Here is a 14669-nt window from a genome sequence, read left to right as displayed (position 1 = left end):
ATTCCCCTAGGAAGTGGTTGGGTCAAAAAACTAGGCGGGAGGCAACTGGAACACCTGCCGCAGATAAGCCAGGTAGGCCGGATCGTCGCACATGGTCTTTTCCGGCGCGTCGGACACCTTGGCCACGGGCTGGCCGTTGCAGCGGACCATCTTCATGACGATCTGCAGGGGCTCGTGGCCCAGGTCGTTGGTCAGGTTGGTGCCGATTCCGAAGGACACCTTGCAGCGGCCCGAGAACTGGCGGGCCAGCTCGATGGCGCGCGGGAAGGTCAGCGAATCCGAGAACACCAGCGTCTTGGCGCGCGGGTCCACGCGGTTCTTGCGGTAGTGTTCGAGCAGGCGCTCGCCCCAGACGAAGGGGTCGCCCGAGTCGTGGCGCGCGCCGTCGAACAGCTTGCAGAAATACATGTCGAAATCGCGCAGGAAGGCATCCATGCCGTAGACGTCGGACAGCGCGATGCCCAGGTCGCCGCGGTATTCCTTGGCCCAGACCTCCAGCGCGAACACCTGCGAATCGCGCAGCCGCGGGCCCAGCGCCTGGCAGGCCTGCAGGTATTCATGGCCCATGGTGCCCAGCGGCAGGACCTCGTGCTGCTTGGCCAGCAGCACGTTGCTGGTGCCGGCGAAATGCTGCCCCATCTGCGCCTTCATGGTCGACACGATTTCCTCGTGCCAGACCTTGGAGAAGCGGCGGCGCGTGCCGTATTCGGCCACGCGGAAGTCCGCCAGCGCGGGATCGTCCAGCACCAGGTGCATCTTGGACTGCAGGCGCTTGCGGCCCTCTTCCCAGTTGGGATTCTTGCGCGTGTTGCGGAAATAGACCTCGTTGACGATGGCCAGCACCGGGATCTCGAACAGGATGGTGTGCAGCCACGGGCCCTTGACCTCGATGCTGATTTCGCCGGGCGCCTCGCCCTCGCCGATGAAGATGCAGCGCTCGGGCATGTGGAACAGGCCGAGGAAATCAACGAAGTCGCTTTTGATAAAGCGCAAGCCGCCGAGATATTTAAGTTCGTCTTCGGTGAACCGGAGCTGGCACAGCTGGTGCACTTCCTCGCGGATTTCGTCCAGATAGGGACGCAGGTCGACCCCTGGCGTGCGGCATTTGTAACGGTACTCGACCTGGGCAGCCGGAAAGTGGTGCAGAACCACCTGCATCATGCTGAATTTATACAGGTCGGTGTCGAGCAGCGAGGTGATTATCATGATTGCGCGTTTCGTTTCGCGACACCATAGCATAGAGCGCGCGGGGCAAGGGCCCATGGGCCACGATGTCAATACGGGTATTACCGGCACATCGGCACGGCATTGGGTAAAATCGACGCAACAAGACACAAAGCCGCCGAATCCCGGAGTTCCTTAATGACCCACGTTGTCACCGAAAACTGTATCAAGTGCAAGTACACCGACTGCGTAGACGTCTGCCCGGTGGACTGTTTTCGCGAGGGTCCGAACTTCCTGGTGATCGATCCCGACGAATGCATCGATTGCGCCGTCTGCATCCCCGAGTGCCCGGCCAATGCGATCTACGCCGAAGAAGACGTGCCGCAGGACCAACTGAACTTCATCGCCCTGAATGCCGAGCTCTCTCCCGAGTTCGCCAGCATCAGCCGTGCCAAGAAGCCCTTGCCCGACGCCGACGACTGGAACGGCAAAGAGGACAAGCTGCAGTACCTGGAAAGATGAATCCGCGAGCGCCGGCCGCCTGACGGCCGGCATCGCGCGATGCCCCGATGACCGACGACTCCAAATACACGCGCCAGACAGTCACCCACGTCCACACCTGGGTGCCGGAAAAACTCTTCTCCGTACGCGTGACGCGCGACGACGCGTTTACGTTCCAGCCCGGCCAGTTCGCCCGCGTCGGCCTGCCCGAGGCCGACGCGCCCGACAGCGCGCCCACGCTGTGGCGCGCCTATTCCATGGTCTCGGCGCCGCATGAGCCCTGGCTGGAGTTCTATTCCATCGTGGTGCCCGAAGGGCTGTTCAGCCCGCGCATGGCGCGGCTGCAGCCCGGCGATTCGCTGTACGTCGAAAAAGCGCCCTACGGCTTCCTGACCCTGGAGCGCTTCGCCCCGGGCGGCGACCTGTGGCTGGTGGCCTCGGGCACCGGCCTGTCGGCCTATCTGTCCATCCTGCGCGACCCGGCCGCCTGGCGCGCCTATCGCCGCATCATCCTGGTCCATGGCGTGCGCACCGCGGCCGAGCTGGCCTATCGCGAAGAAATCGAGTCCTGGCGCAAGCAGCCCGCGCTGGCCGAGATGTTCGCGGCGGACCCGCACAAGCTCGTCTACCTGCCCATCGCCACGCGCGAGGCGCTGCCCGGCATGCCCCGGGAGCGCCTCACCACGCTGATCGCCGACGGCCGCCTGGAGCAGCTGGCCGGCCAGCCGCTGGACCCCGAGAACGCCAAGATCATGCTCTGCGGCAATCCGGACATGCTGGCCGACGCCCGCAAGCTGCTGGGCGAGCGCGGCTTCAAGCCGGGCCGCCGCGGCATCCCCGGCAACCTGGCGGTGGAAAACTACTGGTAAGCCCGGGCGTAGTGCATAACTCCGCCAAACGGCCCAGCCACCGCGTCCCCGCACGGCCCTACACTGGTGCATAACCGCTATTGGGTCGTTTTTTAGCAACATATTTGCTTTTTTTGTCGGTGTTTCTTCAGGCTATCTGGAAATATCGTTAATCCCCGGGGCAATAATCGGGGCACACGCACGACCCAGAAGGACCTTTTCAAATGCTGTATCAATTGCACGAAATGCAGCGCGCCTTCCTGACTCCGTTTGCTGCATTTACGGACGCCGGCTCTCAACTGTTTTCCAGCCCATACAGCCCTCTCGCCTACACCCCGATTTCCCGCCAGATGGCGGCCGGGTACGAGCTGATGACCCGGATCGGCAAGGAATACCAGAAGCCGGCCTGGAACCTGCCCACCACCGAGATCGACGGCAAGACCGTCCGCGTCACCGAATCCGTGGCGATGGACAAGCCGTTCTGCCGCCTGGTGCACTTCCACCGCGACGTCCGCCACGCGCGCCCGGACGATCCCACCATCCTGCTGGTGGCCCCGCTGTCGGGCCACCACGCCACGCTGCTGCGCGACACCGTGCGCGCCCTGCTGCCGGCCCATGACATCTACGTCACCGACTGGATCGACGCCCGCATGGTGCCGCTGTCGGCAGGCCCGTTCCACCTGAACGACTATGTGCGCTACGTGCAGGACTTCATCCGCCACCTGGGCCCGGACATGCACGTCATGTCCGTGTGCCAGCCCACGGTGCCGGTGCTGGCCGCCGTTTCGCTGATGGCCTCGGCCAACGACCCCTGCCAGCCGCGCAGCATGGTGATGATGGGCGGTCCCATCGACCCGCGCCAGTCGCCCACGCAGGTCAACCGCCTGGCCACCACCAAGCCTTACTCGTGGTTCGAGAACCAGGTCATCCATCCGGTGCCGCCGCGGTATCCGGGCGCCGGCCGCAAGGTCTACCCCGGCTTCCTGCAGCACGCGGGCTTCATGGCCATGAACCCGGACCGCCACATGAAGTCGCACTACGACTTCTACCTGGACCTGCTGCGCGGCGACGACAGCGACGCCGAGGCGCACCGCCGCTTCTACGACGAATACAACGCCGTGCTGGACATGCCGGCCGAGTTCTACCTGGACACGATCCGCATGGTGTTCCAGGAATTCCAGCTGCCCAACGGCACCTGGGAGGTCGACGGCAAGCCGGTGCGCCCCGCCGACATCAAGAAGGTCGCGCTCTTCACCATCGAGGGCGAGCTGGACGACATTTCCGGCCAGGGCCAGACGCGCGCCGCCATCAAGCTGTGCAAGAACATCCCGGCCGAGCGCAAGATGCATTACACCGCGCCGAACTGCGGCCACTACGGGATTTTCTCGGGCCGCCGCTGGCGCGAAATGATCTGTCCTAAAATCGCCGAATTCATCCGGCAATCGTGATTGCAGGATGAATCCGACCTCAGTCGGATTCATCCCGCGTCCTTTCTTCCTCATGTCCTGTTGTTCCCTTGCAGACCGCATCGATGCCTTGCTGCCTCAGACGCAATGCACCAAATGCGGCTACGACGGCTGTCGGCCGTATGCCGAGGCCATCGCCGACCGCGCCGCCCCGATCAACCGCTGCCCGCCGGGCGGCGATGAAGGCATCGCCGCGCTGGCCGGCCTGCTCGGCGTGCCCGTGCTGCCGCTGGACGCGACGCGCGGCGAGCCCGGCCCCCTGCTGGTGGCCCGCATCGACGAAGCCCACTGCATAGGCTGTACGCTGTGCATCCAGGCCTGTCCGGTCGACGCCATCGTGGGCGCCAACAAGCAGATGCACACCGTGCTTGCCGACTGGTGCACCGGCTGCGACCTGTGCGTGGCGCCCTGTCCTGTAGACTGCATCGAAATGACGCCGGCCGGCCGCCCGTGGACCGCAGAGGACGCCGCGCTCGGGCGCGAACGCCATCGCCGCCATCTGGCGCGCATGGCGCGCCTGGCCGCCGACAACGCGCGCCTGATGGCGCCCGAGATCCCTGAAACGCCCGCCTCCGCCCCCGCCGACGCCGGCAACGAGGAGCGCAAGCGTTCCGCCATCGAATCCGCGCTGGCACGCGCCCGCGCCCGCCGCAACGCCACGCCATGAACGCCGCCAAACGCCAGGAAATCTTCGCGCGCCTGCAGGCCGCCAATCCCCACCCGACCACCGAGCTGGAATACGAGACGCCGTTCCAGCTGCTGATCGCCGTGCTGCTGTCGGCGCAGGCCACCGACAAGTCGGTCAACATCGCGACGCGCAAGTTCTTCCCCGAGCACGGCACGCCCGAAGGCCTGCTGGCGCTGGGCGAGGAAGGCCTGGCGGACTACATCAAGACCATCGGGCTCTACCGCACCAAGGCCAAGAACGCCATCGCCACCTGCAGAATCCTGCTGGAGCAGCACGGCGGCGAAGTGCCGCAGACGCGCGAGGCGCTCGAAGCCTTGCCCGGCGTGGGCCGCAAGACCGCCAACGTGGTGCTCAACACCGCGTTCGGCCAGCCCACGATGGCCGTGGACACGCACATCTTCCGCGTCTCCAACCGCACCGGCATCGCGCCCGGCAAGAACGTGCTGGAAGTCGAGCGCAAGCTCGAAAAATTCGTGCCGCGCGAATACATGCAGGACGCGCACCATTGGCTGATTCTGCTGGGCCGCTACGTGTGCGTGGCGCGCAAGCCCAAATGCCCCCAGTGCGGCATTTCCGACCTCTGCGAATTCAAGCAGAAGACCCCGGCCTGAGCGGCGCGCGCCGCCGCGAAACCGGGTTTTCCCTCGTTCAGAAGAATGTGACGCGTTGACGTTGGTCAATGCGTATTTGCTGCAATGCATTTCCCTTGCAGCACTGTCATCTCCCTCTGCTGCGCATGCATTGTCGGCCTGCCGACAATTGCCCTTTCCGCACTGCAAAACCTATGACAAACCCTCATGGAATTTTGATAAATAGGTGCGCATACTCGCCGGCAACTCACCGGAAAACTGCGCTACATCGGCAGTCTTCCGACCCTGCGGGGACCCGCCGCGATAACGGCGGGTGCAGACCAATAAATACAACGCTGGTGCAGCGAACATGGACGACACGATCCTGGAGACAAAAGGCCTCACGAAGGAATTCCGCGGTTTCGTCGCGGTCAATGGGGTCGATTTGCGTATCAAGCGCGGCGAGATTCATGCCTTGATCGGGCCTAACGGCGCGGGCAAGACCACATGCTTCAACCTGCTCACCAAGTTCCTGGCTCCCACGTCGGGAACCATCAAGTTCAACGGTATCGACATCACCGGCGAACGCCCCGCGCAGATCGCGCGCCGCGGCATCATCCGTTCGTTCCAGATCTCGGCGGTGTTTCCCCACCTCACCGTGCTGGAAAACGTGCGTATCGGATTGCAGCGCAAGACCGGTCTGTCTTTTCATTTCTGGAAAAGCGACAAGCAGCTGGCCTCGCTGAACGAGCCGGCGCGCGCGCTGCTCGAACAGGTCGACCTCGCCGCCTTCGCCGACGAGACCACCGTGAACCTGCCGTACGGCCGCAAGCGCGCGCTCGAGATCGCCACCACGCTGGCGATGGAACCCGAGCTGATGCTGCTGGACGAGCCGACGCAGGGCATGGGCCACGAGGACGTGGACCGCGTCACCCAGCTGATCAAGCGGGTCAGCGCCGGCCGCACCATACTCATGGTGGAGCACAACATGAACGTCGTGTCCTCCATCGCCGACACCATCACCGTGCTGGCGCGCGGCTCCGTACTGGCGGAAGGATCCTACGCCGAAGTCTCCCGCCATCCGGCAGTGATGCAGGCCTACATGGGCACCACCGAGGGCGAACTTCAAGGAGCACACGCATGAGCACCCCGGCACTGGAAATTTCGGGCCTGCAGGCCTGGTACGGGGAATCGCATATCCTGCACGGCGTGGATATGCGCGTCGGACAGGGCGAAGTGGTCACGCTGCTGGGACGCAACGGCGCCGGCCGCACCACCACGCTGCGCGCCATCCTGGGCCTGACCGGCTCGCGCAAGGGCTCGGTGCGCATCCACGGCACCGAGGCCATCGACCTGCCGACCTACAAGATCGCCCATCTCGGCGTCGGCTACTGCCCCGAGGAACGCGGCATCTTCGCCAGCCTGTCGTGCGAAGAGAACCTGCTGCTGCCTCCGGTGGTCGGTTCGCTGGGCGGCGGCATGTCGCTGGCCGAAATCTACGACATGTTCCCCAACCTCCAGGAACGCCGCAACTCGCCCGGCACCCGGCTGTCGGGGGGCGAACAGCAGATGCTGGCGGTCGCGCGCATCCTGCGCACCGGCGCCAACCTGCTGCTGCTCGACGAGATCTCCGAAGGCCTCGCGCCCGTCATCGTGCAGGCGCTGGCGCGCATGATCACGGCGCTCAAGCAGCGCGGCTACACCATCGTCATGGTGGAACAGAACTTCCGCTTCGCAGCGCCGCTGGCCGACCGCTTCTACGTCATGGAGCACGGCCAGATCGTCGAACACTTCGAAGCCACCGAACTTTCAGAAAAACAGGACACGCTCAACGAACTGCTGGGCGTGTAAGCACACCTGTCATCCGCCGGAACCCCGGCAACACTACACCGTAGGAAAAAAAGAGGAGTCATCCCATGAAGCTGCACACCATCACTGCTGCACTGGCCATGGCTGGCCTGGGATTTGCCGGGGCTACCGTCCACGCGCAGGGTATCTCCGACGATGTCATCCGCGTCGGCTTCATCACTGACATGTCCGGCGTGTATTCGGACATCGACGGCAAGGCCGGCCTGGAGGCCGTGCGCATGGCGATCGAAGACGCCGGCGGCGCCATCAACGGCAAGAAGATCGAAGTCGTGTCGGCCGACCACCAGAACAAGGCCGACGTGGCCTCGGCGCGCGTGCGCGAATGGTTCGACGAGCAGAAGGTGGACGTCATCATCGCCGGCACCAACTCGTCGACCAGCCTGGCCATGGCCGGCGTGGCCGCCGAAAAGAAAAAGCCCTTCATGGCCATCGGCGCGGGCGCCTCCGACCTGACCAACGCCCAGTGCTCGCCCTACACCGTGCACTATGCCTACGACACCGTGGCGCTGGCGCGCGGCACCGGTTCGGCCGTGGTGAAGGACGGCGGCAAGAGCTGGTTCTTCCTGACCGCCGACTACGCCTTCGGCCATGCGCTCGAACGCGACACGATCGCCGTGGTCAAGGCCGCCGGCGGCGAGGTCAAGGGCCAGGTGCGCGCGCCGCTGGGCGCGTCGGACTTCTCGTCCTTCCTGCTGCAGGCGCAGGCCTCCAAGGCGCAGATCCTGGGCCTGGCCAATGCCGGCGGCGACACCATCAACTCGATCAAGGCCGCCAACGAATTCGGCGTGACCAAGACCATGAAGATGGCCGGCCTGCTGGTCTTCATCAACGACGTGCACGCGCTGGGCCTGCAGGCCACGCAGGGCATGTACCTGACCGACGGCTGGTACTGGGATCAATCCGACGCCTCGCGCGCCTGGTCCAAGAAGTTCGAGGCCAAGGTCGGCCGCAAGCCTTCCATGCTGCAGGCCGGCGACTACTCCGCGCTCAGCTTCTACCTGAACGCGGTCAAGGCCACCGGCACCGACGACGGCGACGCCGTCATGAAGTGGATGAAGTCGAACAAGGTCAACGACTTCTTCGCCCAGGGCGGCTATGTGCGCGAAGACGGCCGCATGATCCACGACATGTACCTGATGCAGGTCAAGACCCCGGCCGAATCCAAGGGTCCGTGGGACTACTACAAGGTCGTGGCGACGCTGCCGGGCGACGAGGTCTACACCAAGCTGTCCGAGTCCACCTGCAAGCTGGTCAAGAAGTAAACCGGCTCCCGTGTCCCGATGCTGCCCGGCCACCCGCCGGGCAGTTTCCCGAATCGCCCGCCTCTATCCGTAAGCGCAGGATTTTTACAAGATGACTGACATTTTCGGCATCCCCATACAGGCCTTGTTCGGCCAGTTGTTGCTAGGCCTGGTCAACGGCTCCTTCTACGCCATGCTTTCGCTCGGGCTGGCGGTCATTTTCGGGCTGCTGAACGTCATCAACTTCGCGCACGGCGCGCTCTACATGCTGGGCGCGTTCGTCGCCTGGATGGGCCTGTCCTACTTCGGACTGAACTACTGGATCATGCTGGTCCTGGCGCCGCTGATCGTGGGCGCGTTCGGGATCATCATCGAGAAGCTGCTGCTCAAGCACCTGTACAAGCTCGACCACCTCTACGGGCTGCTGCTGACCTTCGGGCTGACGCTGCTCATCGAGGGCCTGTTCCGCAGCTTCTACGGGGTGTCGGGCCAGCCCTATCCCACGCCCGACGCGCTGCGCGGCGCGACCAACCTGGGCTTCATGATCCTGCCGAACTACCGCGGCTGGGTCGTGGCGGCCTCGGTCGTGGTGTGCCTGGCCACCTGGTTCGTGATCGAACGCACCCGCCTGGGCGCGCTGCTGCGCGCCGGCACCGAGAATCCCAAGCTGGTCGAGTCCTTCGGCGTGAACGTGCCGCGCATGATCACGCTGACCTACGGCTTCGGCGTGGCGCTGGCGGGCTTCGCCGGCGTGCTGGCCGCGCCGGTCCTGCAGATTTCCCCGCTGATGGGCTCCAACCTCATCATCGTCGTGTTCGCGGTCGTCGTGATCGGAGGCATGGGGTCCATCCTGGGCGCCATCGTCACCGGGCTGGGCCTGGGCGTCATAGAAGGCCTGACCAAGGTGTTCTGGCCCGAAGCCTCCAGCACGGTCGTCTTCATCATCATGGCCATTGTTCTGTTGATCCGCCCGGCCGGGCTGTTCGGAAAAGAGAAATGAATCGTCAATTCCTGGGCTATGCGGCAGTGGCCATCGTGGTGGCCATTCTTCCCTTCGTCGGGGTGTATCCGATCTTCGCCATGAAGGTCATGTGCTACGCCCTCTTCGCCTGCGCGTTCAACCTGCTGCTGGGCTTCACCGGCCTGCTGTCCTTCGGCCACGCCGCCTTCCTGGGCAGCGCGGCCTACGCCGCCGGACACGCGCTGAAGGTCTGGGGCTTTCCCACCGAGATCGGCCTGCTGTTCGGCGTGGCCGTCGCGGCGCTGCTGGGCCTGGCCATGGGCGCGCTGGCGATCCGCCGCAGCGGCATCTACTTCGCCATGATCACGCTGGCGCTGGCGCAGATGGTGTTCTTCTTCTTCCTGCAGGCGCACTTCACCGGCGGCGAAGACGGCCTGCAGGGCGTGCCGCGCGGCACCCTGCTGGGGCTGGTGGACCTGTCCGAAGACCTGAACCTGTACTACGTGGTGATGGGCGTGTTCGCGCTGGGCTTCTTCATCATCTGGCGCACCGTGCACTCGCCGTTCGGCCAGGTGCTGCAGGCCCTGCGCGAGAACGAGCCGCGCGCGGTCTCGCTCGGCTACGACGTCGACCGCTTCAAGCTGCTGGCCTTCGTGCTGTCGGCCGCCATCGCCGGACTGGCCGGCGCCACCAAGACCCTGGTGTTCGTGTCCGCCACGCTGTCCGACGCCACCTGGCAGATGTCGGGCCTGGTGATCCTGATGACGCTGATCGGCGGCCTGGGCACCCTGACCGGCCCCGTGCTGGGCGCCTTCATCGTGGTGCTGCTCGAGAACAAGGTGGGCGACTTCGGCCAGATGCTGGCGCGCGCCACCGGCATGGACTGGTTCCTGCGCCTGGGCGAATCGGTCACCATCGTGATTGGCCTGATCTTCGTGATCTGCGTGCTGGCGTTCCGCCGCGGCATCGTGGGCGAGATCGGCGCCTTCATGCAGCGCCGGCGCGCCGCCCGCGCCTGACACGCCAGACCGGTGATTGCCGCAAGGGGCCGCGACAGCGGCCCCTTCGTCGTTCGGGCCGCGGCGGCCCCGCCGGTGGTGCGCCTTACAATGGCACAAACCACTCGACAGGTGCCTGACCATGCGCAACTTGCACGTCGCCTCCGCCCTTTTCGCCGTGGCGTTGGCCGCGGCCGTTCCCCCGGCCGCCAGCGCGGCCCAGCCCGCGCCCGCCACGCCCGTCTGTGAAGTCGACCGTCCCGTGCGCTTCAGCGGCCTGAACTGGGAATCCAACCTGGTGCTGGCCGGCATCGAACGCTATGTGCTGGAACACGGCTACGGCTGCAAGACCCAGGTGGAAATCGGCGAGACCCTGCCCATGCTGGCCGCGCTGCAGCGCGGCGACGTGGACGTCACGCCCGAAGTCTGGCCGGGGCAGATCGAAGGCGCATGGAAAAAGGCGCTGGCCAGCGGGCGCGTGCTCGGCGTGGGCCACGTGTACGACGCCGGCGAAGGCTGGTACGTGCCGCGCTACACCGTGGAGCGCCATCCCGACCTGAAGTCGGCTTCCGATCTGGCGCGCTTCAAGCAGGTCTTCGCCGATCCCGAGGACCCGGGCCGCGGCCGCATCTACGGCTGCCCGGCGGGCTGGGCCTGCGGCACGCTCAACGGCAACCTGCTGCGCGCCCTCGGCCTGGAAAAGGATTACTCGCTGTTCGCGCCCGGCTCGGGCGCCGCGCAGAAAGCCGCCATCGTCTCGGCCTACAAGCGCAAGCGCGACATCGTCTTCTACTACTGGACCCCGACCTCGCTGGTCGGCGCGCTGGACCTGGTCAAGCTGGAGCTGCCGCCCTTCGACCAGGCGGCCTATACCTGCATGACCGATCCCAAGTGCGAACAACCCGTGGCCACGGAATTCAAGCCCAACCCGGTGGTCACCGGCCTGAACGCCGAGTTCGCGCGGCAGGCGCCGCAGCTGGCCGCCTTCTTCGCCAGGCTGGCCGTGCCGGACGACGCCATCGACGCCACCCTGGGCTGGCTCGAAAACGAAGGCAAGGAACCCGAAGACGCCGCCCGCTACTTCCTCAAGCAGTACGGCGCCGTCTGGCGGCAGTGGATGCCGGCCGACGCGGCCGCCCGCGTGGAGGCGGCGCTGGCGCGGGAATGAGGCGCACGGCCCGGGCTCATGTATCCTGACGTTTCGGCGGGGCCGCCTTCGGCGCAGCCGCCCTCGACGCGGCCCACACGCCACCCCATACGAACGAAGGAAGACAACCATGGACGCCCTGTACTGGCACGACGGTCGCTGGACCACTGAAAACCCCAAACTGCTCGGCCCCGCCGACCACGCCTTCTGGATGGCCAGCATGGTCTTCGACGGCGCGCGCGCCTTTCGCGGCCTGACGCCCGACCTGGACCTGCACTGCCAGCGCGTGGTGCGCTCGGCCGAGAAAATGCTGATGAAGCCGCAGCTCGGCTGGGAAGAGATCCAGTCGCTGTGCCTGCAGGCCGTGGCCAAGTTCCCCGAGGGCACCGAGCTCTACATCAAGCCGATGTTCTATTGCGCCGACGGTTTCCTGCTGCCCGACGCCGACAAGACGCAGTTCGTGCTGCACGTGTTCAAGGTGCCCATGCCCGGCGACCAGGGCTTTTCGGCCTGCTTCTCCAGCTACGCGCGCTCCTGGCCCAATATGGCGCCCACCGACGCCAAGGCCTCTTGCCTCTACCCGAACGGCCAGCGCGCCATCCGCGAGGCCGCCGAGAAAGGCTTCGACAACGCCATCATGCTCGACGGCGCGGGCAACATCGCCGAGTTCGCCACCAGCAACCTGTGGATCGCCAAGAACGGCGTGGTGTCCACGCCGGTCGACAACGGCACCTTCCTGAACGGCATCACGCGCCGCCGCGTGCTGGCCCTGCTCCAGGCCGACGGCGTCGAGGTCCAGGAACGCAGCCTGACCCGCGCCGACATCGAGCAAGCCGACGAAGTGTTCTCCTCCGGCAACTACGGCAAGGTGGTGCACGTCAACCGCGTCGAAGACCGCAAGCTGGAATACGGCCCCATGGCCCGCCGCGCGCACAAGCTGTACATGGACTACGCGGAAAGCACGCGCGCCAGATAGGTCGCCCTCTCCCCCCAAAGCTGCCCGCCCCGTGCGGGCAGCGTCGTTCTCAGGAGTCCTCATGCAGACCCGACGTGATTTTCTCCGCAGCGGCGCCTCGCTGGCCGGCGCCGGCAGCGCCCTGGCCCTGCTGCCCGCCTCCATCCGCCGCGCGCTCGCGATTCCGGCCGCGCGCCGCACGGGCACGATCCGCGACGTGGAGCACATCGTGATCTTCATGCAGGAGAACCGCTCGTTCGACCATTACTTCGGCGCCCTGGCCGGTGTGCGCGGGTTCGGCGACCGCTTCCCCGCACCGGCGCCCGACAGCCCCGACGCGCGCCACCGCACCGTCTGGGCGCAATACAACGACAGGCCCGAGGAAGGCGCGCCGCGCACCGTGCTGCCGTTTCACCTGGATACCCGCGAGGCCTTCGAGACCATGCGCGTGGCCAGCACGCCGCATACCTGGTCCAACGCCCAGGACGCCTGGGACGCCGGCCGCATGGGCAACTGGCCGGCGGCCAAGAAAAACCATTCGATGGCGTACTTCACGGAGGACGACATGCCCTTCCAGTACGCCATGGCGCGCGCCTTCACCGTGTGCGACGCCTATCACTGCTCGTTCACCGGCGGCACCAACACCAACCGGCTGTTCCTGTGGACCGGCACCAACGACGGCCTGGGACGCGGCAACGGCCCGGCGCTGGGCAATCTTTACAACAAGCTGTCGGGCGGCGATCCGGCCGGCGGCTACACCTGGACCACCTATCCCGAACGGCTGGAGGCCGCCGGCGTCAGCTGGCGCATCTACCAGGACATGGCGGACAACTATTCGCTCAACCCCATGGCCGGCTTCAAGGCCTACCGCGACGCCTACCACGGCGCGCCCGGCTCTCAGCCCGCGCTGAAAGAGAAGGCGCTGACCACCCGCGGCCTGGACCTGCTGCGCCAGGACGTGCTGGACGGCAGGCTGCCGCAGGTGTCGTGGATCTGCGCGACCAAGGCCGGCTCGGAGCATCCCAGCCCGTCCAGCCCGGCGCAGGGCGCGGACTACACCGCCCGCGTGCTGGACGCGCTGACGGCCAACCCGGAGGTCTGGAGCAAGACCGTCCTGCTGCTGATGTTCGACGAGAACGACGGCTTCTTCGACCATGCGCCGCCGCCCGCGCCGCCCTCGCGCGATGCCGCCGGCGCGCTGGCCGGCGCGTCCACGGTCGATACGAAGGGCGAACACCACGAGATCGTCACCGGCCTCGAAAAGGACGACACGGCGGCGCATCTGCATGGGGTGTACGGGCTGGGGCCGCGCGTGCCCATGTACGTGCTGTCGCCCTGGACCAAGGGCGGCTGGGTCAATTCGCAGGTGTTCGACCACACCTCCGTGCTGCGCTTCGTCGAGCAGCGGTTCGGCGTGGCCGAGCCCAATATTTCGCCGTGGCGGCGCGCGGTCTGCGGCGACCTGACTTCGATCTTCGACTTCGCCGCGCCCGACGACGCCGACCTGCTGCGCGGCCTGCCGCCCACGGCCGAGCGCGCCGGACTGGCCCGCGCGCTGCCGCAGACCGTCGTCCCGGCGGCTCCGCTGCGCCCCGACGTGGCCCGGCAGCCGGCCGGCACGCGCCCGTCGCGCCCCCTGCCCTATGCGCTGCAGGTCCACGCGCAGGCGCGGGACGGACGCATCGCGCTGCGCTTCGAGAACACCGGCCGGGCCGGCGCCGTGTTCCATGTGTACGACCGCCTCGACCTGCAACGCGGTCCGCGCCGCTATACCGTCGAGGCCGGCAAGTCCCTGCAGGATGCATGGCCGGCCTGGGTCGACGGCGCCCGCTACGACCTGTGGGTGCTCGGCCCCAACGGATTCCACCGGCATTGCTGCGGACGCCTGGACACGGCGGCCCAGCCGCCGCTGGAGGTCACGGCCGATCACGCAGGGCCGGGCGCGCCGCTGCGCCTGACCGTGAGCAACCCCGGCCCGCAAACCCGCGCGTTCCGCGTGGAGGCCAACGCCTACGGTTATCCGGCGCAGGCCGCCACGGCGCTGGCCGCGGGCGAGGCCATCAGCCTGTCCTGGGACATGGCGCGCAGCGCGGGCTGGTACGACGTGACGGTGCGCGACGAAAGCGATCCGGCCTACGTCCGACGGCTGGCCGGGCGCATCGAAACCGGCGCACCCTCCACCTCCGATCCCGCGATGGGCGGCGAGCCGGTATTGCGCTGGACGCCGGCGGCTTGAAGTGTCCGTCGTCAGGTTTTTCCTGC

At 66.5% G+C, this 14669-nt stretch carries 14 protein-coding genes; 13 read left to right on the top strand and 1 reads right to left on the bottom strand.

Annotated features, from left to right (window positions below; translation table 11 throughout):
• Positions 1-30: 30 nt before the first annotated feature.
• Positions 31-1206 carry a nicotinate phosphoribosyltransferase gene (gene pncB / locus A6B37_RS18540; RefSeq protein WP_102774395.1) on the bottom strand — a complete coding sequence of 392 codons (1176 nt, stop codon included), beginning with the start codon at positions 1204-1206 and terminating at the stop codon, positions 31-33.
• Between the two features lie 156 nt (positions 1207-1362).
• Here pncB and fdxA point away from each other — a divergent pair, with 156 nt between their 5' ends.
• The 13 genes from fdxA (at position 1363) to A6B37_RS18475 (ending at position 14643) form a co-directional block, all read left to right on the top strand.
• Positions 1363-1686, top strand: coding sequence for a ferredoxin FdxA (gene fdxA / locus A6B37_RS18535; RefSeq protein ID WP_102774394.1), 324 nt, complete (start codon positions 1363-1365; stop codon positions 1684-1686).
• Between the two features lie 47 nt (positions 1687-1733).
• Positions 1734-2534 carry a ferredoxin--NADP reductase gene (locus A6B37_RS18530; RefSeq protein ID WP_102774393.1) on the top strand — a complete coding sequence of 267 codons (801 nt, stop codon included), beginning with the start codon at positions 1734-1736 and terminating at the stop codon, positions 2532-2534.
• A gap of 203 nt (positions 2535-2737) precedes the next feature.
• Entirely contained in the window at positions 2738-3961 is a 1224-nt protein-coding gene (gene phaZ / locus A6B37_RS18525) for a polyhydroxyalkanoate depolymerase (RefSeq protein WP_111826575.1), read from the top strand.
• Positions 3962-4013: 52 nt separating this feature from the next.
• Entirely contained in the window at positions 4014-4646 is a 633-nt protein-coding gene (gene rsxB, locus A6B37_RS18520) for an electron transport complex subunit RsxB (protein ID WP_111826695.1), read from the top strand.
• A complete protein-coding gene (gene nth, locus A6B37_RS18515; RefSeq protein ID WP_111826574.1) occupies positions 4643-5278 on the top strand; it encodes an endonuclease III in 636 nt (211 codons plus the stop codon). Before rsxB ends, nth begins: the two co-directional genes overlap by 4 nt.
• A 328-nt stretch (positions 5279-5606) precedes the next feature.
• Positions 5607-6380, top strand: coding sequence for an ABC transporter ATP-binding protein (locus A6B37_RS18510; protein ID WP_102774390.1), 774 nt, complete (start codon positions 5607-5609; stop codon positions 6378-6380).
• Positions 6377-7087 (top strand): ABC transporter ATP-binding protein, encoded by a 711-nt coding sequence (locus A6B37_RS18505; RefSeq protein WP_102774389.1) that lies wholly within the window; start codon positions 6377-6379, stop codon positions 7085-7087. The genes A6B37_RS18510 and A6B37_RS18505 overlap by 4 nt, the downstream gene beginning before the upstream one ends.
• Positions 7088-7152: 65 nt before the next feature.
• Positions 7153-8367, top strand: coding sequence for an ABC transporter substrate-binding protein (locus A6B37_RS18500; protein ID WP_102774388.1), 1215 nt, complete (start codon positions 7153-7155; stop codon positions 8365-8367).
• Positions 8368-8458: 91 nt separating this feature from the next.
• Positions 8459-9346 carry a branched-chain amino acid ABC transporter permease gene (locus tag A6B37_RS18495; RefSeq protein ID WP_102774387.1) on the top strand — a complete coding sequence of 296 codons (888 nt, stop codon included), beginning with the start codon at positions 8459-8461 and terminating at the stop codon, positions 9344-9346.
• Positions 9343-10326 (top strand): branched-chain amino acid ABC transporter permease, encoded by a 984-nt coding sequence (locus A6B37_RS18490; RefSeq protein ID WP_102774386.1) that lies wholly within the window; start codon positions 9343-9345, stop codon positions 10324-10326. Before A6B37_RS18495 ends, A6B37_RS18490 begins: the two co-directional genes overlap by 4 nt.
• 121 nt (positions 10327-10447) lie before the next feature.
• Positions 10448-11473, top strand: a complete 1026-nt coding sequence (locus tag A6B37_RS18485) for an ABC transporter substrate-binding protein (protein WP_111826573.1) — start codon at positions 10448-10450, stop codon at positions 11471-11473.
• A gap of 109 nt (positions 11474-11582) precedes the next feature.
• Positions 11583-12428 (top strand): branched-chain amino acid aminotransferase, encoded by an 846-nt coding sequence (locus tag A6B37_RS18480; protein ID WP_111826572.1) that lies wholly within the window; start codon positions 11583-11585, stop codon positions 12426-12428.
• A gap of 61 nt (positions 12429-12489) precedes the next feature.
• A complete protein-coding gene (locus A6B37_RS18475) occupies positions 12490-14643 on the top strand; it encodes a phospholipase C, phosphocholine-specific (RefSeq protein WP_111826571.1) in 2154 nt (717 codons plus the stop codon).
• Positions 14644-14669 lie beyond the last annotated feature (26 nt).

Source organism: Achromobacter sp. HZ01, assembly GCF_003267925.1.
GTDB lineage: Bacteria > Pseudomonadota > Gammaproteobacteria > Burkholderiales > Burkholderiaceae_B > Achromobacter > Achromobacter pulmonis_A.
Note: the sequence above shows the minus strand (reverse complement) of the source record. Positions and strands in the feature narration are given on the sequence as shown.

What these genes read in the sequence shown, in the direction of transcription:
- A6B37_RS18480 (WP_111826572.1), top strand. Translation starts at nt 11,583, where the DNA reads ATGGACGCCCTGTACTGGCACGACGGTCGCTGGACCACTGAAAACCCC.
- A6B37_RS18505 (WP_102774389.1), top strand. Translation starts at nt 6,377, where the DNA reads ATGAGCACCCCGGCACTGGAAATTTCGGGCCTGCAGGCCTGGTACGGG.
- A6B37_RS18490 (WP_102774386.1), top strand. Translation starts at nt 9,343, where the DNA reads ATGAATCGTCAATTCCTGGGCTATGCGGCAGTGGCCATCGTGGTGGCC.
- A6B37_RS18495 (WP_102774387.1), top strand. Translation starts at nt 8,459, where the DNA reads ATGACTGACATTTTCGGCATCCCCATACAGGCCTTGTTCGGCCAGTTG.
- A6B37_RS18530 (WP_102774393.1), top strand. Translation starts at nt 1,734, where the DNA reads ATGACCGACGACTCCAAATACACGCGCCAGACAGTCACCCACGTCCAC.
- rsxB (WP_111826695.1), top strand. Translation starts at nt 4,014, where the DNA reads ATGTCCTGTTGTTCCCTTGCAGACCGCATCGATGCCTTGCTGCCTCAG.
- A6B37_RS18485 (WP_111826573.1), top strand. Translation starts at nt 10,448, where the DNA reads ATGCGCAACTTGCACGTCGCCTCCGCCCTTTTCGCCGTGGCGTTGGCC.
- pncB (WP_102774395.1), bottom strand. Translation starts at nt 1,206, where the DNA reads ATGATAATCACCTCGCTGCTCGACACCGACCTGTATAAATTCAGCATG.
- A6B37_RS18510 (WP_102774390.1), top strand. Translation starts at nt 5,607, where the DNA reads ATGGACGACACGATCCTGGAGACAAAAGGCCTCACGAAGGAATTCCGC.
- nth (WP_111826574.1), top strand. Translation starts at nt 4,643, where the DNA reads ATGAACGCCGCCAAACGCCAGGAAATCTTCGCGCGCCTGCAGGCCGCC.
- A6B37_RS18475 (WP_111826571.1), top strand. Translation starts at nt 12,490, where the DNA reads ATGCAGACCCGACGTGATTTTCTCCGCAGCGGCGCCTCGCTGGCCGGC.
- A6B37_RS18500 (WP_102774388.1), top strand. Translation starts at nt 7,153, where the DNA reads ATGAAGCTGCACACCATCACTGCTGCACTGGCCATGGCTGGCCTGGGA.
- fdxA (WP_102774394.1), top strand. Translation starts at nt 1,363, where the DNA reads ATGACCCACGTTGTCACCGAAAACTGTATCAAGTGCAAGTACACCGAC.
- phaZ (WP_111826575.1), top strand. Translation starts at nt 2,738, where the DNA reads ATGCTGTATCAATTGCACGAAATGCAGCGCGCCTTCCTGACTCCGTTT.